Raw genomic sequence first — 20,481 nt, 5'->3', positions numbered from 1 at the left:
TTTATTTAACCTATAGGTGTTCGGGATCAGCTTTTAAAAATTGGGTTTACTGAATTTATCGCAATTAACTTATAAAGCCCACAGTAGGTGGAGCAAAACACCCGCACAGGCCCGCGGGACCGAAGCAACTTGCCAGTGATAGTTATGTTCATTTGCTTGAACCTTCAAGTCTGAGTAAATCTTTTTCTACCGATTTTACCGATCGCTAATTCTTTTTCTGGAACCGCTTATTATGTGTTTACTCATCATACTCAATAAAATCCCATGGGATTTCTTTTTTGAATATTTCAATACATTCTTGCATTAGCTCAAGAGTTACTGACTCTTTGAATACTGTGACAGTACGGGTTTTCTCCGTATCATCTCGAAATATCTCTATGACAAGTTCGTCGTCTCTATAAATCTCGACACCAATGCCATCTCTTGAATTTACATCGCTAGCTACTACAATTCTATCTTTTGGTTGAGACATCAATACTCCATTGTCAATAGTGCCCGGCTCACCAAGCAAATTTTTGATGGCGATTTTTGTGTGGGTTTTGCACAAAAGGTAACAGTGGCCGGAAGTCAAATTACAGGCACCTGTTATGTTTTAACTTTACAATTTCCATGAATCTTTTTAGCTCAACCTCTGCGGGGCCTTGCTCTTTAATACCCTGCATAATTAAGCAGGTTTCATCATCAAGCCAGCTACAGCATTTAGCTTGATCACTGCTTAAATTTACCGAATGATAACTCATTAAAATAAGCTTGCTTGGAACCTCATGAAAATCGAGTTTATTACACTCATATAATTCCGCAATTCTGGACGCAACACTATCAAAAGCTTCACTTTCGCATTTAAAATCAAGCTGGGATAAAACCTTATATTGCTTATCCTCATCGTTGGCTAACAAAAGATCCATTATCATTTCATCGGGCTCGTCACATCGAAGATTTTTTTCCTCAGCCCACTGAAAAATCCCTCCTGAAAAATATAACGCCCGACTAAGCAGCGAGCTTCGCAGCAGTAAGTCCGGCAGGCGCTGCCTGCATATTTGAGCCGCTTGTTATGTGAATCACTAGCCTGGGAACTGGAAATCATTGGACACTTTCTTAATTACATATTTGTTTCCAGAACTATAGCTCTCATACTCTAACATCTCGTTATCCAGTTTAATGATTCGATAAGCATCATAATTAAACGGATCAGCGGGGTTAGACGGAAAAAGATGATTGTCTTCAACCCAACCACGAAATATTGCAAAATAAACTGGGCCTGACACACCCCACTGGCCGGCTTCGGTTTGCTCCTTGATTTTTCCGTCTTTGTCATAAATACGAAAAGTAATCTTGTAGGTTCCTTGCGGAAATCTCTCAACTATCTCTTGTCTCTTACCACCATCCTTAGTCGGTTGACTCCCGTACCATTTTCCAACCATGAGGTTCCAAGTTTCTTCTTGCGAAAATGTAAGTGACGGCTTTGCTGATGTTATCGCCACAGAAGATGTATTTGTAGTGGCACATCCTGTAACGATGAGCCCAGCAAAGACTATGAAGATGCTGACTATTTTCATGATTTTCCTTTCACATAACGCTCTAATTTGCGGCGGTTGCCGCATCGCGGTAACCGTCCGGCAACATTAGCTTGTTAGGTGCTGCTACCTTTAGCGGGTGCACCTGATTATTGATTAAGAAACCTTCTAGTTCACTTAGCTCAGCAGGTAACTTGGCGCCCTCATGGGAACCACAGCTGATGAATCGGAACCCAGCAGCGAATAGAATTTGTACCTTACGCCACTGCCTCTTATCAACTGCCTTTGGTGCCTTAAAGCTACGTCCCATCTCATGCATACATTCGCCACAACCTGGGCAAGGGTGACATCGAGTCACCTTTTTACCAGAGTACTCAACAGGTCTTTTATAACTTTTTCGGCAATTGAAGCATACATGAGCAACCAAGTATTCGGGACCACGATGGTATGGAACCGGCTCAGGCGAATTAATAACACGAGTTCCCGTAGCCTTACGTAATTTCATTCTTCGGTGCTTTTCTGGATTTACGCTCATAATTCCTCTGGGCACCTAACGCCGAGCTAATTTTCGTCGATAGGCGTCAAATTGAGCCCCTTGTTAGCTTATTACCTAAAATACAATGAAAAAGCTCATTTAGCTGGGCCATTTCAATGCTTCTATCAGCTTTTGGGAGTTTTATACCTTCCAAACGAGTGAGTTGCTCCTCAATGTACTGATTCAATACGGGAATAGCCGGAGACAGCATTTTTTCCTCGCTCACCCTTTTGCGTTCTAAAAGAGCATGAATTGTATCAAGCAACTCATTGTTTGTTACTAACGATAATACTTTTTCAAACTCTATTGGAGCGGCTGTACCATATTCTTCAAGCCACTGTATAGAGAATAATGGACGCAAGACATAGAAATACTTTTTAAGCGGCACCATTTCCTCACGTAAATACCCTCGATAATTGGTTTTTGCCATACTTCTGTAGTGATATATACCCTTTTCAGTAGAATATATTTCAGGCAGCAGCTCTAATGACTTATCACGAAAACAACCATCATCAATGTAAGATATTGAAGATTGGATCCACTCGACAAATGCAGGATTTGATTTCCAGAATAGTTTCAAAGCCTTCCTTACATCCCACCCGTTTAAATCGATATCATCAACTATTGGGTATTCAATCACATCCCACTTATCTTCCAAATCTACCGATAGATACCATTCAGGTTTATTTACATAGATAAAACGGACATCATAATCGCTATTAGGTGAAGCAAACCCCCATGCTCTACTTCCTGATTCGATTGCCATAAGAATCGTTACATCAAATTTTTCTTCAGTCTTCTCTAGGCGACTTAATATATCTTCTCTAATACTGATGTCTATCATAATTTCATCTTGAAGCTAACAGTTAATTCAAAAGAAGCTTCTTTGTATCACCCTGTTTTATATTTATATACCCTAGCTCCTTCGAGAAGGAAAAAAACTAAGAAATTCAATCAATTATCTATACCTGGTACAAATGCACCAAAATAGATATAAAGTAGCGTCTTTATATCTCATTATTTTCGCTGCTTTGTATCTATTTGAGAATCCTAAAAGTATCAATAAGTTACTGAGTTTCACCTAAAAATAGGAGCAGCTGCTGCTAATCTTTGTTATAGAATGCACAACTGTATATTTTTCACTCAATATCAGTCTATCTAAATAGCCAAAAACCGAAGATTTGAGGTTTATGGCTAACCATCCACTTGAGCCCTCTAAACTGCTCCATTACCCACCTGGCGCTTGCACACGGTGTGCTCAATATCACCTGCCTAGCCTCCACATAAGCTTTATGCCTAAACCTCACTATCTTGTAAACACAAGTCGATACACTGCACCTTTACTCGCCTCTCTTCCTCGAACTCATTAATCTCCTGATTTTTTACCGTCCGGCGCCAACAGGTCCTTCACTACTACCATCTTTATAAGTGGCAGTAACGAATCCAGAGATTCTGGCTACACAGGTTCGAAAGACGAGGTGCGGACTTGCACTTTGTAGGGTAGCCAAGCCGTTTGAGACACTATCTAAGGCCGAATAAGCTACGGGGGTAGAAAAAGCAATGCGCAGATCCGATCAAAAATAGGACTTCCATTGGTGGTGACTGTAGTAGTCGCTAGCTCGGCAAACAAAACCTAGGAAGTAATGATGAGAATATTCCTTACTTCATCTGTCTCGCAGACACAACACTCAGAGCTTTTTTAGCTTTCTCAATATTATCTACACTTGGTTTCAGCAAAAATGGTGCAGTACACGGAGCTTGCAAGACTCCTTCAAGTTTTGATAACTTGAATGGATATTGGGTTTCAATAATACCCTGACCATCCACCTTTGCAGATGCCACCAAATAGCGATCCTCATCCAATTGACCGGGCAATCCAAAGGTAGAATTAGTCCAGAAAAGATCCACGATAGAGCTATCGTGCTTTCCAAATAACTCCTCTTCTACTGAAAAAGTTATTAGAGCATGCCTTGGCATTCCGGTGTATCTATTCTTGTCCACAACGATATAATTTTCTACCTTACCAACAAAAATATGGTTAGCAGAAATTATATTCTCAAAAATAAAATTTTCAATTTTAATACAAGCGCTGACTGCAGAGCTTTTCAAAAATAACAACAATAAAATTATTCTAACTCGAAACACAATATTGACCATAAAATCATAAAGCTCAACACCTAGGCTAGGTACCTCATAGATCTAATATATCACCACTTACCTACTCATGGTAAGTAGCTTGTAGAGTTGGAATGAAATTGATTTTCTTATTGGTCAAAAATTTCCGAACTAGCTAGATTTTCATCGATTGTGTGAAGGTCCCCCCTACCATAAGTACCATTTTCTAAGTTGACGTAAAGAAACAAGGAGAGAGACTTCTCGTATTCATCACTCAAGTTAGCAATACCTAGGCCTACAGCAGCTTGGCACGACGCCTACTTCAATTCATATATAGCGGTTATTCGTTGGCCTACTTTGATAAATTCAGGAACTGCCATTACTAAATCCATACCGTAGGAATCAGCTTCCATGGCTAAAGCATATGCTTGAGGGCTGTACTCCAATGAAAAAGTTGCATATGCCTGCCCAAAATTCTCTTCGGTAGTAATTCCATAGACACTCTTGACCGTTCTAGACTGGGCCTTAGCAAGGGCATCGGCTTTTTTCCTAGTTTTGAAGCTCAGATCAACAATCATTTTTTCTTTGTACTCATCTTCACGAGTAGTTTTAAAGAATGCATCTATATTTTGAACACCGTCTAACCGGATTAGCTGATTCATTATGCTAGGGTACTTCGTAAGATCAGTAATACGCAAATTGAATCCTTGCTGAAGCTCATAACCCAAGATATCTAAGTTGTATGTTCCATCTTTTCTTGCTCGCTTAGTGGTCTTGTCGATTTGTGTTGACTCGATATTTGAAATGGGAATTTCGTTACTTTTTAAGATTTCTAACATTTGAGTAGAAAACTTGGTTAGTTGATCCATCGCCTTATCTGACGATTTATCATATACTGAAAGACTGAAGCGCACTTTTACCAAGTCAGGTTTAACTTCTTGCTCCAATTTTTCAGTGACAATCACAAACGGAAATTCGGGTACTGGATTGGCAAAAACTGAAAAAGAAATAATTAAAGATAGTGCCAATAAAACATATTTCATGCGCGATTCCTTTTAAGTTTTAATGCCCGTATTTGTGTCTTGTTTGTAGCGTAGTGGAAAACTAATCCGATAACATGCGCATGTTAAGAGGTGCTGCCACGCTCAGCTTCGTCTAATTTCTTTAAGGCAAACTCACCCCTTTCTGATACAGACTGTGAGTTATCTGAAGCAAAGCGCTCAGCGAATACTCGTGCTTTCATACCTAAATTGCCTAACTCCCGTATCAATATCTCTGCTGAAAGGCGCCTAACGATGGATGAGCGATCTTCAGATGATCGTTTTAATAAGTCTAGTAGCGGAATTTCAATTTCTAGCATTCGCTCACCTACGATAGGTTTTAGCTTGCCTTCACAGTACCTTATATCAGTCCACACCCATTTTCGGCCTTCGATCCATGCTACTCGCCCTTCAAATAAGCTGCGGTATGCCTTAGCTCGAACCGTAGGCTGAATTGCAGACTGAGCTATTTCTTCAATTTTCTCATCAAGTATCGGTGTGCGGCCAAGTTGAGAAAAGAGTGAAAGCATAGGTCCAGAAGCCGATGAAATTAACTTAGACCGAAGAGACTTTGCTATTTCCTCTTCGCAGATAATTTTCAGAAGAACCTCTTTATCTATTTCTTCTATCCTGCCCCACGAGTTCCAATTAGAAAGCGTGACACATAGTGCATCAACTACAAATTTTGGATCAGTCGATCTAGCTACCCCAAGAAGCGTTTCCCTTGCGGCTTTACGGACTTGAGGCACCCAATCATTGAGTCTACGAACCGCCAGAGAGAAAAAGAAAGTATTCGGCGCAGCCCCAGAAAGGGCTCGCAGTGCTTTTTCACGTTTGTAACCATCCCAGCTAATAAGATCGAGCCAAGTTACTAACTCCTTGGGTTTTGACCATACCCCACACTTCGGGGGAACAGACTCCCTTATAGCCGAGGAAAATTCTGAACGAATAGAACGTTCCCAGTGATCAAAACTCGAAAGAGGCAGCTGAGACGTCACTTCAATTAGTTCAGACATATCAGCCATGAATTTACTATCCGAGTTTATCGAGCTAGCAAACGTTCTCACTGCTGAATTAATTTTATCTTCCATAATCTGTGATTATTGCACCTACTATTCTTGCCTCTTAACACCGCAATCAGTAGCAACTTGCTTTGTATGCTTTTTGCACAAAAATAGGAGCACAGCGACCGTACAAGAAGTGCACCAAGTAAGACGTCGGCTGTATTGCTTCGGTAACTGGGGCTCAGCCAATACTTTTGAGACTGGCGCCGCACCAAAAGCAATTTGGGCGCGACTTACGTATTTTATGGCCACAATCAAGGCAGTTCTTCCCAGATATGGGGTCAAATTTTCCATCTAGTTTCCCATCACGTAAGTCAATTTCAGCCATTTTTTCTTTAAGCTGACTCTCAGAGAACCCTGTAGAACGCTCAAGCTCCTCAAATAGTGCATGGCATAGCAAAGATAAACGATCTACTTTTTCTTCCAGCTCGCGGACTGATGAAAGCGCCGCTTTAGCATCATGCTTTGCATCACTACTCAGTTTTTGATTATCCGAGATCTGACTCTGCTGAAAAGCATCCCAAAACCATGACATGGTTAATTATTTCCTCTGACTGTTAACGCTTTAAGCAACGGACCAAAAACACAGTTTTGTGTCCGCTGCCTTAATTTGTTAAGTGATTGTTAGCTACTTTGTTTGGATATAAGCTTATAAGATGGCTTATCTGTTTCTATGGCATATCCAAAAAGAATATTTGAAGAAATAACAGGGGTTACCTTAATAATGCCAATTTTATTGGCTACTAATTCACGCTTTATCAATTCATAGCTGGTATTAATTTCCTGCATATTTGGACTCATCGAACTTGTTCCAAACATAACTATAACCGTACCATCACTTGTTCCAGCCACCTTCATTTTCATGCCAGATATAGAGATCTTTTTAGTAGGTCCTGATAAGCCAGAACAATCTTGCGACAGTTTATGAGGGCTACTACAAGTCATACCAACTGCCGAAATGGAATCATTATTCAGTGAGTCTGGGACCAAAACAGGCGGGCTTGAAACACAGGCAGTTAGTAATACCGCAGAAAATAGTAGCAGTGTATTTTTAATCATCTTCCTTCCTTATTGTTTAAAGTAAATAGTGCAGAAATAGCTTCATCAACTACTTGTGAAGGTTTTTTCCTGACTAAGGACGTTCTATGTGAATATGCTGAGGCTAGCAGCAGGCTGGACTCTTTCTCATAAAAACGGATATCCACATTTAGTAAATACCACGTCACATCCCACTGCCATTGCCCCCCATAAACAATTTTCACATCATAGTCTTTAGAAGTATCTGACGATTCAGCAAAAACCTTCAACCCTTTCTTCTTTAGTTGAAGTGAAATAATTTCATCTAGCCCCCTCTCATCAGTCGTATTCTTCTCAACCTTGTAAACTAAATTACGATCAATAGATTCTCCTGGGACAATATAGCCACCCATAGTACTTGAACAACCCGCTATGGATAAGAATAAAGCGGCAACAATAAATATTTTGTACTTCACTAAAACGCCTGAATCTGATGGATATGTATTTTCACTTAACGCCGCCATATAAAAGGCGAGCAACTTGTTGCGAGTCCAGCACGCGAAGTGTGCGATTTTTAATGGCCTTGTTAGAGCTCATTTCCCTTGTTCCTTTTGTTTGAGAAAACTGACTTTAGTGCAGCCAGACCAAACAATATCAATGCTGGAGCAATTCCAAAAGTTAAAACACCTCCAGAGTATTCAGGTAGCTTCTCGACGAAAGTATTGTATAGAACCCATACAGCTATCGAAATTCCTATTAAGAAAGATGTTAAACCAAATATTGCTTGAGGGAAAAATAGCAATACTGAAATGTATTCCTGAATTTTCGTTTTCCGTTCTAAAGCTCTAAGTTCAGCTGCGTAATCGAAGCAAAACAGAGTTGAGCAAATCAAAGAGACAAGAAATAGCAATCCGAACCAACCTGTAATCCTCATTAGAAATAAAGAACTTGGGATAAGAAGGAAAGATATTAGAAGCTTTGATCCACTAGATGTCATACGCGCAGCCCTAACAGTTAATTCAAAAGAAGTTTCTTTATATTACCCTACTCCATATTTCCAAGCCCTTCTCTCTTCGAGCATAAGAAAAATCTCGAGGAATCAGTAAGTTACCTGTACTTGGCGCAAATGAACCAAAATAGATATAAAGCAGTGTCTTTATATCTCATCATTTTCGCTGCTTTATATCTATTTGGGAACCCTTTAAATATCAATGAGTTACTAATTTTTACCCATAGATATGAGAGGCTGCTGCTGATCTTTGCTGCAAAATGCATAGCTGTTCATTTTTCACTCAATATCGACCGTTCTTGCATGCTCAATACCGATCATCTGCGGGTTGGGCTAGTCATCTACTTGAGCCCTCCAAACAGCCCCTCACCTGGCAGCCTCTTGGGCACGATATACTCCACATCGCTAGGCATAGCTCCCATCCAAAGCTGTATGCACCCATTTCACTGCCTTGTACACACAAGTCGATACACAGCACTTTCACTCGCCTCTCTTCCCCGAAGTTATTAACCTCCTGATTTTTTTGTTATATGGTGCCAACAGGTTTTTACCCATAAATAACGGCAACAAATCAGAGGGGATTCTGGTTACACAGGTTCAAAAAAGCGTGAAGGGTTGAAGGCTAGAGGTGCAGACTGGCACTTTGCAGGGTAGCCAAGCTGCTTTAGGCTCCGCCCAGGAAAGAATGGGCTGCGAGGAGCAGAAAAACCAAAATTCAGATTCCGTCAAAAGTGGAACTTCCGTTGCTGGCAGCTGGATTGGTCGCTTACTCGGCTCACAAGAGCTAGAGGGCATTGATGGATTCCTCCATCATCAGAAGGCTAGGTATCTTGGCAAAGCATAGGCTCTGTCTTCAGTGCGATTCTGAAAGCCGCTTTAAGTGGCTGGTGAACTCGGTAGTATTAAAGCGGCAGATCTGTATATAGCAAAACAGGCAGTGAGTTCACGTCATGTGGGACTGAGAAAGCTCGCTTACCCTCTCCTTCAGTCGGCTAAGAGGGTTTGCTTGTTAAAAACCTCCAAGACACCAGCATGGCCACTTCGAATTCGCTACCTAATTACCTTTGGCACCCAAGAGGCATACGAATCAGAGCGGGTATATCGCCCAACGAACAGAGGTGCGATGATTCTGCTTGGAATCCCGTTTTTAATTATTGGGTGCCTGGAGTTACTCCACCCTTTTAGTATATTCAAGCCTTTGCTTTCCGTTCCCTTTTGATCCGCACATAGATTTCTTCACTGTGGATGGAGAATGAGTCTATCGCCCGTCAAGCTAATACTGGAGACAACTGTACAGACCGCTTTTGGGTATGCCGCTTTAAACCCCACGCTTTACTGGATGAAAGAGTCCTCGCCATCTATATAGCCCGTGTAGACCTCAATCCGATCTGTGTCAATATCGCGAAGTCACCTGAACAACCTGATTACACTTAGATTCAACGGCGCACTCGTACAGTAGTCTATGATGAGCAGCCCAGAGATCTATTTTCGTTTGTTAGTGGTGAGCGTTTGAATATGTCAGAAGGGATACCCTTTCAGCTGGAAGACTTTTTTGGAGATTGTGGAATAGAGTGACCGGTATTTAGATCCCAGAAATCGAGGTTGTATTGCCAAAAGCACACCACCTATCCTAGAGCGGCTTGGTATCTCACCCAGGCACTAGCTATATCTCAACCGGGGATTTTGAAAGCTGCTTTAAAGCCCCGGTGGGATCAGTGGGGCAGTGCAACAAGCTTGTCGTCAGCTCAATAAATATTGGGTAGACAGCGTGGGCGACTGCCGGCACTTCCTCTCTGCTACCCCCCCTGCCAATCTAGCCCTGCCCCAAACACTTAACGTCACGATTGCCAATTTTATATCCAAAAACAAAGCTTTCCAAAGCCTGAACACTAATCCCCAGTAATTCACGTCACTTACTTCTAAATCAGAAATAAAGAGTCTCCAGAACTGATGCTTGTTGTGTAACTGATACCTCTCTCCAATCTTTCGGTGTCCTTAATCTTCTTATTAATCACAATCGGTATAAAACCTATTCTTACCACAGCCTCGACACATGAATTTATATACTGCAAAACCCCCACCTTTTACATAAGACTGTAAAACACTTGGCCACATATCTGTACTTATATACTCGGAGCTTAGAAATTCATTTAAATCTTCACCGGAGAGTTCTTCTAAATCAGATTTCTCGGCATTTCCATGAAACTCACAAGCATCGTTGCAATGAGATAACCAGCGTTCTTGCTGCCAAGAGATAAAGCTAGGCGTTCTTTCACACACTTCTTTTACAATATCCATCGCAATCGCATCTGATAGCAACGAATGTGAACTTGAGAACTCCCCATCAAATTTAGCTACCGCAGAACCATCAAAAATACACCACGGGCAGATTGTCTCCACTTCGTCTATAGCGTAAATTGTGGATGTTGCTCTATATCCTCTGTACTTCTCGCAACATTCACACTCTTCATTAGTTTTCTCAATGGCACCCGTACCAATTGGATCAGGGTAGTATTTAAATACTGGTAATCTCATGAGTTCTCCGATGGAAAGCTAATGCCTTTAGCATGTATGGCTGCACAGCAGACGTCACCTGCCAAAATCGTTAGAACAACGGTTAGCTCACAACTGGAATATAGATAGTTCTAGTACAGCTAATATTGGCTACTTTTAAAATGGCGGGTTCACTGTATTCCAGGTGCTTAGAGAAAGAGGGATATTCCTGCTCTAAGTACTTTTTAGCATCATCGAAATCATTCGTTACCTTGAAACTTTTTGATCCGTTACTTCCAACAAATTCTAGACTTCCAACATAAACGACTTTCCCAGCCGGAGCCTCAAATGTCATAGTCTCTTTCCCTCCACAGGGCATATAAAGCTGTCCCCCAATACCTTCAGGTAACACACCACCAACTCCATAATTTATACCGTCACTTCTTGGGCTTAGTTTAGCTACGATATACCCACCCTCAGGAAACGTGTTCAATGTAACTGCTACGTTATTCATTTCCCATCCATAATCTAATTCTTCCCCTTTATAAATATGAACCCTGAAATCAGGTTTTATACCCAATATAATCACTGAATCTTCACCAAGATCGGAGTAAGAAGAATCTTTACTCATGTTTGAGAAAGAAATACAGCCACTTAACGCAGTAATAAATAAAGTAACAATTATTAACCTAAGCAAATACTTCAATTTCTTGTCCTTTTAGCCTTGTGATTTCTAACAGTTTATTAAAGAGCCAGAAACTTACTATTTATTTGGCCACTTTCTATGAAAACATCCCTTCAAGCTCCAAAAAATCCCTTATTTAAAGTAGGATTTAAATTTTTATCTAAATAGTAACCCCAAAAAGTGAGCTACCGGATCAAGTTGCCAGGTAAAGCTTCGCACTCTTTGACGTATTTTACACGAAATCAAATCAATAAGTTAGAGAGGATCTTTCTGTGAGTGTTAGCCATGGCTCTACAATTCAGGCCCCCGCACCGGCGATAGGCCTACCCCACCAATGTAACAATCGCCAGTATTATCCAATTGGTATATCCATAGCTGCAATCGAACTATGCACTGCCAGATGATTTTCTACCTCGAAAATTTAGCTCACTACTAAATTAACGGCACTTACCCCCTAGCCTACATCTGCCTAAAGTATCTTCGTTGTTACAAAACCACTGCACACTTAGTCCTATCAATACAAGTGACAAAGCTCCCAAACTAGTTCTGTGCCATCCTAAAATTCGACAGAGATTGACTATTTGTGAGTTTTAGCTAACCCATAATGCAGCCGGGAAATTGACTTACAAGAGCTTACAATTGCGATAGAGCCATCTCTACTAACCACTATGAGACGCCTTTTACTTAATGAGTACATTACTGAAGTTGGTATTTGCAAGTGGATAGAAAACCTACCAATCAGCGGAGTGAAAAGCGCACTGTTTATTTACGGTTTACCTAATCATAACATTCAGGGTTACGATAAATAATAAATCAAGCTACGGAGCTATCACTTAAAACTTACCGTTGTCCGCTTGCAGTTTCGTATCAACCCAAAAAGAGACAGTCGAGAGCAAAGCAAGATGACCAATGGTGCCGACTGGCTTTCAAATCAGCTTAAGGAGGTGAGCGATGACGTAGGTGTTCACCAGGACTTGCCCAGTAATGCCAAGCTAACCTTTCATGACCTAGCCTCTCACCCACTCAAGAAAACCAGCCATAACTCAGAGGAAATAGCGAAACATGCGTCCAAACAGATGCAGAGATTACTGAGAAGCTCTTTCTCGGAGGCATTAGCATCGATCCGAAATCACTAATGTGGAAGTGATTGAGAGTTTTTATACGCTTGGGAATTGGTTTTTTTACGCTCATTTGGGAAAACTGGCTGAAAGCCGCATGAGATATAGAGAAAGATGGTCGGAGCGGCCAGATTAGAACCGACGACCACCACACCCCGAAAAGAACTGGTAAAAAACTTAACCCATTGATTTTAAACGATTTTATAGTTGAAATGGCCGCCTACGCAAACAGCGTCGAAAATAGTGACGGGACTGTATAGACATACAGCATCAAACTAAGTAGTACCATGATACCTAATTGACGCCTTTACAACACCCACAACTATCAGTTCCTGGCCCTCCCAGATGGGAATTGGTGGGTATTTCTCATTTGCAGACAGCAAGCGTCCCCTCCCTCTATCCAAAATTTTGCAAGCTAGATGCCCATCAAGCACCACTACCTCAACATCACCATTCACAGGTGTCAGTGAGCGGTCAAAGATACCCACGCCCAGCCTAGAGTCACCGTTAGCCCTCGACATGAAAGTGGCAGCCGGCTTGGTTATTAAATGTTCATCAAGGCTAAGGGCTGTCTCTTTATGGTCATTAGCAGGAGAGGGGAAGCCACAGCTGACGCCGCTGCTATATAAAGGGATAATTTCATAGTATTTTTACTTCAATAGTTCTCTGAGCTGAGCCTGCCTCTCATTAAGACTGTTCAGCTCATCTACTAGTGCATTGGTTGCCGCATTCAGGTTGTTCACCTGAACCTTAAGCATGTCCCTTAGCTTCGGGTCGGCAGTGTCTGCGGTCATATCAATAGTGTCCAAGCAAGCGCGTATCTCGGCTTCAAGCTCTATGAATGTCATGGTCCAACTCCTTCTTTCTGTCGACACAGAGGCAATCTACCAAAATACTGTATACATACACAGAATCGATATCAAAAAGAAGTTGTCGCCCACATAGGTGTGCTTAGGGAGTCAGAATATACAGAAGACGGCGGGAGCCGGTGTAGAACACTGGTAGAGATTGAGCAACTACTGCCAGAGAAGATACAGGGAGGCGTAGCTCACACGTCCTACAATCTAGAATCAACTTTTTAAAATTGATAAAATCAGCCTTCTCATGTTTAACGGCTTTGATTCAAATGAAACCACTCCTTCCAATTACTAGCATCATTCTATTGTTCATATCCTCTGCTTCCATAGCTGACCAATGGTCAAGCGAAGAGGGACTGAAAGTTACTAGCGTGAGCTCAACATCTGTAAAGCTGAGTTCAACTATTTCAATTGAAGGAACCTGTGTAAATCATAATATTGCTTACCTTGATCGAAGCCAGGATTATCATGGCGCAGTGATGTCCGTACTACTTGCAGCTATGATGGCTGATAGGAGTGTTAACCTGCTTTGTGCTGATAACTGCGCGAGCACCAACCGTTGCAGAGTAGTTGATGCTGAAGTCATCAAATAACAATCACCTAGCTATTTACTTTGCGGGCAGTAAGGTATAACGATGGCTTATTGCTGTGACAAGGCCAAAATTTGGGCTGACTCTTCCTGTGAGAACTTCAGCCCATACTTCTCCACTATTGCCCTCAACTTCCCACCCTACTAACAGCCCCAACTTCCCCCGGGGAAAAATGGTTACTATCTATCATTTTCTAACATCAACCTTTCGACCCTTATCTTCCACCCAAGACTTTTAGATCAGTAAGCTGCTAAAAACCACCATACACATGGCACCACTAGAAATAACAGTTCCCTATGGTTGTTAAGCAACCAGCAAGAAGACTCTCGCTAGCTCTAACCGTTAAATAATATCCACACAGTATGCGGGGCTCTCAAAGAGCGTATCAATATGCACTCCTAACAACCATGCATATGAAAATGGTCACTTTTGACAGTTGTGCACCAAAAGTCACCCTGGTAATCTTCGATTGTCAATATTTATTGGCCAATAACGATAACTTTAAATAGGTAATTGATTGATGTATTTGTCAAGATTTATTTCTGGCTTACTATTGATTGGGGGGTTAGCTGGTAGTAAAGCTTTCGCCTCTGACAGTATGGACTGTGTGGTTATTGAAAAAAATGACCTAGTCCAGGTTGAACTAAATAAATCCAATTCTTATCAGAACTGCTTTTCTCTAGATAAAATCCCTTCTTCAACACCAGTTGACATAGTCTCCTTTGCTTTTGATGATACTAAGAATAAATTATCTGTATATGAGGTAGGGTCTTCCAATACCAAGCAACTAGTCGTAAATTCAATCTCAGGTACTGATACTGTTAACGCAATTTCGTTAAATACACATAATAAATCTCTCATTGTCGAAATTGCTCCAACCATAAAATTAACTTCTAACAAAGATGTTGACATTACATACCTTATGGTAAATGGAAGAGCCCAGGTTATTGTAAAGATTTACGACGTTAAATCACAAACCAGCTCAGGAGGCAGCTCAGGAGGTGGAACCACAATTCCTCCTATTGATCCGGGTGGCTGTGACAGCGTCATGTGTAGAGAACCCGTATTTTTCATGGCAACCTCAAGCTCTGCTCAAGCATGCACTGCAAGTCAGAAGGCCCCAAATCCGCCATCAAATTTTGATATCAATAAGCACTTGAAGCAATTCAAGAGAGCAGGCATCGCAGCAAGCAAACTCCCTGGAGGGAAAGTCACGTTAAGTGCGGCGGTTATGGCTAGCATGTTTGCACCTAATCGAACCTATGACCTTAAAAACAACCCGAATTACAATGCAGACCAAGAGTTTGGGAATTGGTTTTATGGAGCTGCCGCTCATCAAATGGGCTTTACTGAACAGGAAGCACTTACCGCTGGAGCAGTAGTACAACAGTGGCAAAACTATAATAACTCAAACCACCCCGACGCTAATGATATTGGAAAATTAGTGGGAAATATTGCTCATGCGCTCGCAACCGGAGAAGGGGACAACCATGATGATGCGGCACCAATTAAGGGCGGGCATAGTTATAGTAAAGATATATATGAGAATGATGCTAACGCCGATAGCAACTCTGACTCTTGCAGTCCGAACAAAACTGTAAACTCACCTACTACAGCTGCTCCAGGCTATGGTATTGGTGGTCTAGGGTATGGTGGAGGTTGGAGCGGAGGCGGTATGTATTTCGGATCTGGTGGCTGCTGGGGTAGCTGTAGTAGAACTGTAATCATTGTAGAATCGCTTTAAACTACTTTGAGGCCTGTCAATCCAAGGTAGGCCTCACTTATAAGTGAATATCACTATGATAAAAATTGTCTTGACCGCAATTATTTACTTCACATTCTTTATGATTTTCCCCTTTACTGGGTATGATTTTTTCTGGAAATACTCTCCATCCCTGCTTAATATATTTCTATTCTTTGTAATAATTTTTTCAATCTACGTTACGATACTGAAACAGTGGAAAGTCTCATTTAGAGAAAAGGTTAAATATAGCGTATTATTTTTGGCAATATCTACGATTTATTATTTTTCAGTAGAAAAAAAATCATCATACGAAATAAACCCAAGCACTTATTATACTTTTGATAGATTTGATGGAGGGGCCTTTACTTCTTCCACTCTATCTAATCTTATCAGACTAGACAGAGTAGCATTAATTCTCGCAAAAAAAACTGTGATAAAAACATACGAGAATGTTAAAAAAGAAAAGATTAAGTCTGTAGAGGGGGGGCACTTAATAATAGAATTAGAGGACTACTCTGGAAAGATTGAATCTGATCAAATTGAAGTTAACAATCTAAAAGGTAATGTTCAATGAACGGCGTCAACCTCCTCAAATGAAGGAGGAGGTCTCATAAATCTTACGGCCTAGCAAGTACTCAAGACTGAAGACAATTATTACAATGTGTGCAAGGCCATACAAAAGCAGTTGACCCTACTCTTCCAGGAGAGTCAATATCTGAGTTGACTCTTTCGGCGAGAGCTTCAGCCCATATTTCTCCACTATCGCCATAAACCGCTACACGTAGATTGCCTGGACCGGTTCATACGGTGGCATCCACTCATCAGGGCTTTTGTCCCCCTTGCTCTGGTTCCGGCCGTCATCGACCAACCATAGATCCCAAAATCTTCTGCAAACATCTTTTTAGCTCTGTCTAGCAAGCTAAACCACTGGACTGGTCAGCTCAGGAAAATGCGAGGGTGTGTTCAACGGATCAGACTGAAGAACTAGCCAATGTAGGTGTCTAGGCGCACCCCTTTGTTGGCCATTAAGCTCTTAATGCTGATGAAGGCAAATAGGGCTAAGTTAAACCGCCTGCATCCAAAGAGCTGAAGCAAAGATTAGGAAAATAAATTTAACTTATGCTGAAAATTAGCTAAAAATTCTGTGCAATAGATACATCTTTTTATCTTAAGAATACATAAAGCAACAAAAACACATCCTAAATACTTTAAGTCAAAACTGGCAAAGGTATTTATTATCCCTTTTTTGACTATCCATTAAGAGTAATAGAGTTTTATGGCTCAACTGCACCAAAAATAGAGCGCCTCTTAATTGATAGACATTTGAAACACTGGTAGCATCAGCTGCCAAAGAATCTTAAGAAGAAGTGTACCGAAATAATTTATAAGGTAAATACAACATCAACGAATACGCATAATGTTATAACTACAAAGTGTAGTCCCCATGCAAATCAAAATAGCTGACATAATTCTGCGCACATCGACACTTATAGGCTTAACTACCTAGGAGTAATACATCTGGAGCCCACACACTGTGAACCTCAGGTAAAATATTGTCGAAATGCTTAGAAGTGGTTGAATTTTTGATGCGAAGGCTCATTTTTATGTAATCCAGGCTGCCTCTGGAACAGAACCATTCAACCAGTAGTTTATTAAGGATATTTAACGTGATCGCTAGACTTTTGACTTTCTTAGCTCTTATTTTTTCTGGCAGCACTAGTGCACAAATAATAATAATGCCCCCAGAACTTTATGAACCAAACGTATATTGGTGCAACAACTGTGAAAGCTATCAAAATAAAGCTAACGAGGTAGCACTCGACAACTGGCGTAAGAAATACTACATAATTGACACTAACAATGACGTTATTAAAGCATACATAGGTGTGAACTCAAGCGGATCGAGCATGGAGCCAGACGCTGCAATAGGGCAATCATCTAGTGTAGATAGCGAATTTGAGAATCTTTTTGACAACTTAATGGTTGCCTATATAGATTTATCTACAACAGACCCAATACAAATTCCAGCTGAAATTGGAAATAGCGCCTGGGACATGTCAGGAAAAAGTAAGACTAGAAATGATATCGCAGATTATTTATCTGAAAACATTGGCCTAAGAAATAAAATAGGTAACTATGCTACAGCTGCAACGGAAATTGCAGGAATAATCGAAGCAGAGATCACAGTAACAATCGTTTTTGTGGACGGATCATCTGCAAAATTCAAAATTTCTGAAATTAATAACAACCAAATAGAGTTTGAGTATATAGAAGGCAGCGCCAAAGACGCCAACAACAACTCTGTACCAACGACAGTTAAAGGATTCGCTGGAACTTTTGTACTTGAAACTCCTGAGCAAATAAATGAATTCCTGCAAGGATACAATAATTGGGGAGGAAATATGCCAGGCCTGGAAGGGTGCAAGAAAGCTGACGTCACTTGCGAAGTAATAGGTGACGAGGTCAGGTGTGTTGCAAAAAGCGTAAGCTGTTAATACCACCACCCATTGGTAATGGTGCTCTCGAGTAACATTCCTAACCAAACCGCCATATTAAACGATCCTGTTTTGACATAGCTCTAAGAACCAAGGCTGGCTACGATCTCTTAGAGCTATGGCTACCCTACTCTTCCAGAAGTGCCAATATCTGAGTTGACTCTTCCGGCGAGAACTTCAGTCCATATTTCTCCACTATCGCCATAAACCGCTGCACAAAGATTACCTGGACCGGTTCATAAGGTAGCATCCACTCATAGGGACCCTTATCGCCCTTGGTTTGGTTCCGGTCGTCATCGACTAGCCATAGATTCTCAGGGTCTTCTGCAAATTGACGCTTCAGCTTAACGGTCCAATTGGCACCATCATGCTCATGTGCCCAAGACAACGGCACGATGTGCTCAACATCTAAGTCGGACGCCAGACTAAAGAATTGACCTGTATAAGGGTCCAACCACAGGCCTGTATCTACAGCGCTTAGCATTGGTGAAGGTTACAGGTGCCAAGGAGAACTGAACTAGGAGCTCATGGTGTGTGCTCTGACAATTACCGTCAGAGTCAGACCAGCGTGGCAGCCAGATAAAACGGTAGAATCAGGTGCATGACGACCCCTCATTGTTGTTTTAAGGGATCGCACAGGAGGTGGATTAGGAAAACAAACACAGGTTATTGCACATTAGACAAGCGCACGGCATTTATTTTTGGGCGACCACTTAAGCAGCCACTAATACTCAAGCCTACTTGTTTACCGGCCATAAAAGCTGCAAGTAAAGTTGACAGTTTAGCCTCGCTTCCTGAATCGTTTAAGAGATCAATACGGTATGAACTGCTACTACCACAATTCTCAGGGTCTATAGCCGGCGTGCTCATCCGTACATCAACAAAGGGAGTCCAGGGAGCAATGTACGTGATCTCAGACACTGGTACTTCGGCACTAAGCGCATTGTTTGAAATAGAAAAAAAAGCACAAAGAAAATATATTTTTTTCATATTCTAATCTAAATAATAAATAATAAATAATAAGGCATCTAAAAAAGTGCCATGTTATCTACCTTGCATGCTAAATCCATTAAATCAAATAGTTTATATCTCTGATTAAAGCCAAGCACATGGCAGAATCATAATCACTCTTTTGCTGGTCGATATTTTGACCGCTGTCGACCAATTTGAGAACCCCTATAATAGAATTTTAGTGGCAGATTAGAGGGATTGCTTAAGATGCCTGTCACTATTTGTCAAAATTTATACTTATCTTAGATTCCGTTGATAAAGTCTAAGCAGCAACCACTCTATATTGCACACCCCTGTCAGAGTGAACTATTAGTCCAGGCTTTATTTGTCGTCGCTCTAGAGCCATTTTCAATGCTCGGCGTGTCAATTCATCGGTCATCTGGGAGTCGAATGCCCAACCTACAATACGTCGAGAGTACCGATCCATAACTACCGCGAGGTACAGCCACCGCTCCAGAACCCAGATATACGTAATGTCACTTGTCCAGCGGCAATTTGGTCGATCCACATCAAAGCAACGCTTAAGTAAGTTGGCGGAGACATTAATGCTCCCCTCTACGGGCTGACTATATCGAAAGCCTTTGCCGTTTCTCGCTTTAATATGCTCCTGATGCATAAGCTTAGCGACGTAGTTCCGTGAACATGGCTCACCTAACTCTCGAAGCTCGCAAGCGATTCTAGGCGCTCCATAACGACCTTTAAACGCAGTAAACGTCTCTCGGATTTTATCGATTGTTCGTATCTTTCTAATCGTGCGAGAAGGTGGCAACCGCCCTCGCCATCGATAATAACCCGATCTTGAGACTTCTAAACACCGACACATCAAGCTAACCGGGAATGACCCCACATGCTCTTGTATCAGTGCGTACTTTACTCTTGGTGGTTCGCAAAGTACGCAGCTGCCTTTTTTAGAAATTCAACCTCCTGACGTGCTTCATGCAGTTCCTTCTTGAGCTTGCGAACTTCAGTGCTTTCCTGCTTGGAATAGTTGACGCCGTCTAAACTATTGAACTGCTTATCAGACAGTCGATTAAATTGACGACGCCAGTTGTAGATCTGCTGTGCGCTGACGCCTAGCTCTCGAGCCACAGAAGCCGTTGTTGCTCCAGGCTTTTCTGCTCTCTTAACTGCTTCTCTACGGAACTCCTCCGTATACGCCTGAGTTCTTTTCTTACCCATGATACACCTCCGTGT

General features: G+C 41.5%; 23 protein-coding genes. 4 read left to right on the top strand and 19 right to left on the bottom strand.

Going from position 1 to position 20,481, the window contains the following annotated elements; translation table 11 throughout:
• Positions 1-238 precede the first annotated feature (238 nt).
• From ACJJIP_RS06760 to ACJJIP_RS06710, 11 genes are all read right to left on the bottom strand, one after another.
• Positions 239-472 carry a hypothetical protein gene (locus ACJJIP_RS06760; RefSeq protein WP_444946488.1) on the bottom strand — a complete coding sequence of 78 codons (234 nt, stop codon included), beginning with the start codon at positions 470-472 and terminating at the stop codon, positions 239-241.
• 100 nt (positions 473-572) lie between these two features.
• On the bottom strand, positions 573-905 hold the full coding sequence (locus ACJJIP_RS06755) for a hypothetical protein (protein ID WP_444946487.1): 333 nt from the start codon (positions 903-905) through the stop codon (positions 573-575).
• Between the two features lie 156 nt (positions 906-1,061).
• Positions 1,062-1,556 carry a hypothetical protein gene (locus ACJJIP_RS06750; protein WP_444946486.1) on the bottom strand — a complete coding sequence of 165 codons (495 nt, stop codon included), beginning with the start codon at positions 1,554-1,556 and terminating at the stop codon, positions 1,062-1,064.
• A 22-nt stretch (positions 1,557-1,578) separates the two neighbouring features.
• Entirely contained in the window at positions 1,579-1,833 is a 255-nt protein-coding gene (locus tag ACJJIP_RS06745) for a hypothetical protein (RefSeq protein WP_444946485.1), read from the bottom strand.
• Between the two features lie 262 nt (positions 1,834-2,095).
• Positions 2,096-2,893 (bottom strand): nucleotidyltransferase domain-containing protein, encoded by a 798-nt coding sequence (locus ACJJIP_RS06740; protein ID WP_444946484.1) that lies wholly within the window; start codon positions 2,891-2,893, stop codon positions 2,096-2,098.
• An 815-nt stretch (positions 2,894-3,708) separates the two neighbouring features.
• Positions 3,709-4,206 carry a hypothetical protein gene (locus tag ACJJIP_RS06735; protein ID WP_444946483.1) on the bottom strand — a complete coding sequence of 166 codons (498 nt, stop codon included), beginning with the start codon at positions 4,204-4,206 and terminating at the stop codon, positions 3,709-3,711.
• A gap of 275 nt (positions 4,207-4,481) precedes the next feature.
• Positions 4,482-5,207, bottom strand: a complete 726-nt coding sequence (locus ACJJIP_RS06730) for an SIMPL domain-containing protein (protein WP_444946482.1) — start codon at positions 5,205-5,207, stop codon at positions 4,482-4,484.
• An 83-nt stretch (positions 5,208-5,290) separates the two neighbouring features.
• Entirely contained in the window at positions 5,291-6,295 is a 1,005-nt protein-coding gene (locus tag ACJJIP_RS06725; protein ID WP_444946481.1) for a hypothetical protein, read from the bottom strand.
• Between the two features lie 154 nt (positions 6,296-6,449).
• Positions 6,450-6,803 (bottom strand): hypothetical protein, encoded by a 354-nt coding sequence (locus tag ACJJIP_RS06720; protein ID WP_353376646.1) that lies wholly within the window; start codon positions 6,801-6,803, stop codon positions 6,450-6,452.
• Between the two features lie 89 nt (positions 6,804-6,892).
• A complete protein-coding gene (locus tag ACJJIP_RS06715) occupies positions 6,893-7,327 on the bottom strand; it encodes a hypothetical protein (RefSeq protein ID WP_282953028.1) in 435 nt (144 codons plus the stop codon).
• Positions 7,324-7,761 carry a hypothetical protein gene (locus tag ACJJIP_RS06710; RefSeq protein ID WP_282953027.1) on the bottom strand — a complete coding sequence of 146 codons (438 nt, stop codon included), beginning with the start codon at positions 7,759-7,761 and terminating at the stop codon, positions 7,324-7,326. Before ACJJIP_RS06710 ends, ACJJIP_RS06715 begins: the two co-directional genes overlap by 4 nt.
• Before the next feature lie 1,161 nt (positions 7,762-8,922).
• Between ACJJIP_RS06710 and ACJJIP_RS06705 the strand changes: the two genes are divergently transcribed.
• Positions 8,923-9,138 carry a hypothetical protein gene (locus ACJJIP_RS06705; RefSeq protein ID WP_444946480.1) on the top strand — a complete coding sequence of 72 codons (216 nt, stop codon included), beginning with the start codon at positions 8,923-8,925 and terminating at the stop codon, positions 9,136-9,138.
• A gap of 1,163 nt (positions 9,139-10,301) precedes the next feature.
• Here ACJJIP_RS06705 and ACJJIP_RS06700 read toward each other — a convergent pair.
• The 4 genes from ACJJIP_RS06700 to ACJJIP_RS06685 all read right to left on the bottom strand — a co-directional run bounded on the left by ACJJIP_RS06700 (position 10,302) and on the right by ACJJIP_RS06685 (position 13,438).
• Positions 10,302-10,829, bottom strand: a complete 528-nt coding sequence (locus ACJJIP_RS06700; protein ID WP_444946479.1) for a CbrC family protein — start codon at positions 10,827-10,829, stop codon at positions 10,302-10,304.
• 82 nt (positions 10,830-10,911) lie between these two features.
• Positions 10,912-11,493: a hypothetical protein gene (locus ACJJIP_RS06695; RefSeq protein ID WP_444946478.1), complete on the bottom strand. Its 582-nt coding sequence runs from the start codon at positions 11,491-11,493 to the stop codon at positions 10,912-10,914.
• 1,372 nt (positions 11,494-12,865) lie between these two features.
• The gene (locus tag ACJJIP_RS06690) at positions 12,866-13,225 is read right to left on the bottom strand and encodes a LexA family protein (RefSeq protein WP_444946911.1); all 360 of its coding nucleotides are present in this window, start codon (positions 13,223-13,225) and stop codon (positions 12,866-12,868) included.
• Between the two features lie 15 nt (positions 13,226-13,240).
• Positions 13,241-13,438: a hypothetical protein gene (locus ACJJIP_RS06685; RefSeq protein WP_444946477.1), complete on the bottom strand. Its 198-nt coding sequence runs from the start codon at positions 13,436-13,438 to the stop codon at positions 13,241-13,243.
• Positions 13,439-14,557: 1,119 nt separating this feature from the next.
• On the opposite strand from ACJJIP_RS06685, the gene ACJJIP_RS06680 reads away from it, so the two are divergent.
• From ACJJIP_RS06680 to ACJJIP_RS06670, 3 genes are all read left to right on the top strand, one after another.
• On the top strand, positions 14,558-15,781 hold the full coding sequence (locus tag ACJJIP_RS06680) for a polymorphic toxin type 44 domain-containing protein (protein ID WP_282953020.1): 1,224 nt from the start codon (positions 14,558-14,560) through the stop codon (positions 15,779-15,781).
• A 55-nt stretch (positions 15,782-15,836) separates the two neighbouring features.
• Positions 15,837-16,355 (top strand): hypothetical protein, encoded by a 519-nt coding sequence (locus ACJJIP_RS06675; RefSeq protein ID WP_444946476.1) that lies wholly within the window; start codon positions 15,837-15,839, stop codon positions 16,353-16,355.
• A gap of 1,093 nt (positions 16,356-17,448) precedes the next feature.
• A complete protein-coding gene (locus ACJJIP_RS06670; protein WP_444946475.1) occupies positions 17,449-18,276 on the top strand; it encodes a hypothetical protein in 828 nt (275 codons plus the stop codon).
• Between the two features lie 127 nt (positions 18,277-18,403).
• Here the strand turns inward: ACJJIP_RS06670 and ACJJIP_RS06665 are convergent, their stop codons facing one another.
• From ACJJIP_RS06665 to ACJJIP_RS06650, 4 genes are all read right to left on the bottom strand, one after another.
• Positions 18,404-18,760 (bottom strand): GmrSD restriction endonuclease domain-containing protein, encoded by a 357-nt coding sequence (locus tag ACJJIP_RS06665; RefSeq protein ID WP_353376636.1) that lies wholly within the window; start codon positions 18,758-18,760, stop codon positions 18,404-18,406.
• A 182-nt stretch (positions 18,761-18,942) separates the two neighbouring features.
• Positions 18,943-19,266 (bottom strand): hypothetical protein, encoded by a 324-nt coding sequence (locus ACJJIP_RS06660; protein ID WP_020413309.1) that lies wholly within the window; start codon positions 19,264-19,266, stop codon positions 18,943-18,945.
• Between the two features lie 283 nt (positions 19,267-19,549).
• Positions 19,550-20,146: an IS3 family transposase gene (locus tag ACJJIP_RS06655; RefSeq protein WP_444946910.1), complete on the bottom strand. Its 597-nt coding sequence runs from the start codon at positions 20,144-20,146 to the stop codon at positions 19,550-19,552.
• Between the two features lie 11 nt (positions 20,147-20,157).
• A complete protein-coding gene (locus ACJJIP_RS06650; RefSeq protein WP_444946474.1) occupies positions 20,158-20,466 on the bottom strand; it encodes a transposase in 309 nt (102 codons plus the stop codon).
• Between the last annotated feature and the right edge of the window lie 15 nt (positions 20,467-20,481).

The sequence above is a fragment of the Microbulbifer variabilis genome, assembly GCF_052467165.1.
The sequence above is the reverse complement of the archived record's forward strand: the minus strand, read 5'-3'. Positions and strand labels throughout refer to the sequence as shown.

Coding starts and splice junctions, on each gene's coding strand:
- ACJJIP_RS06760 (WP_444946488.1), bottom strand. CDS start 472: ATGTCTCAACCAAAAGATAGAATTGTAGTAGCTAGCGATGTAAATTCA.
- ACJJIP_RS06755 (WP_444946487.1), bottom strand. CDS start 905: ATGGATCTTTTGTTAGCCAACGATGAGGATAAGCAATATAAGGTTTTA.
- ACJJIP_RS06750 (WP_444946486.1), bottom strand. CDS start 1,556: ATGAAAATAGTCAGCATCTTCATAGTCTTTGCTGGGCTCATCGTTACA.
- ACJJIP_RS06745 (WP_444946485.1), bottom strand. CDS start 1,833: ATGCATGAGATGGGACGTAGCTTTAAGGCACCAAAGGCAGTTGATAAG.
- ACJJIP_RS06740 (WP_444946484.1), bottom strand. CDS start 2,893: ATGATAGACATCAGTATTAGAGAAGATATATTAAGTCGCCTAGAGAAG.
- ACJJIP_RS06735 (WP_444946483.1), bottom strand. CDS start 4,206: ATGGTCAATATTGTGTTTCGAGTTAGAATAATTTTATTGTTGTTATTT.
- ACJJIP_RS06730 (WP_444946482.1), bottom strand. CDS start 5,207: ATGAAATATGTTTTATTGGCACTATCTTTAATTATTTCTTTTTCAGTT.
- ACJJIP_RS06725 (WP_444946481.1), bottom strand. CDS start 6,295: ATGGAAGATAAAATTAATTCAGCAGTGAGAACGTTTGCTAGCTCGATA.
- ACJJIP_RS06720 (WP_353376646.1), bottom strand. CDS start 6,803: ATGTCATGGTTTTGGGATGCTTTTCAGCAGAGTCAGATCTCGGATAAT.
- ACJJIP_RS06715 (WP_282953028.1), bottom strand. CDS start 7,327: ATGATTAAAAATACACTGCTACTATTTTCTGCGGTATTACTAACTGCC.
- ACJJIP_RS06700 (WP_444946479.1), bottom strand. CDS start 10,829: ATGAGATTACCAGTATTTAAATACTACCCTGATCCAATTGGTACGGGT.
- ACJJIP_RS06685 (WP_444946477.1), bottom strand. CDS start 13,438: ATGACATTCATAGAGCTTGAAGCCGAGATACGCGCTTGCTTGGACACT.
- ACJJIP_RS06680 (WP_282953020.1), top strand. CDS start 14,558: ATGTATTTGTCAAGATTTATTTCTGGCTTACTATTGATTGGGGGGTTA.
- ACJJIP_RS06675 (WP_444946476.1), top strand. CDS start 15,837: ATGATAAAAATTGTCTTGACCGCAATTATTTACTTCACATTCTTTATG.
- ACJJIP_RS06665 (WP_353376636.1), bottom strand. CDS start 18,760: ATGCTAAGCGCTGTAGATACAGGCCTGTGGTTGGACCCTTATACAGGT.
- ACJJIP_RS06660 (WP_020413309.1), bottom strand. CDS start 19,266: ATGAAAAAAATATATTTTCTTTGTGCTTTTTTTTCTATTTCAAACAAT.
- ACJJIP_RS06650 (WP_444946474.1), bottom strand. CDS start 20,466: ATGGGTAAGAAAAGAACTCAGGCGTATACGGAGGAGTTCCGTAGAGAA.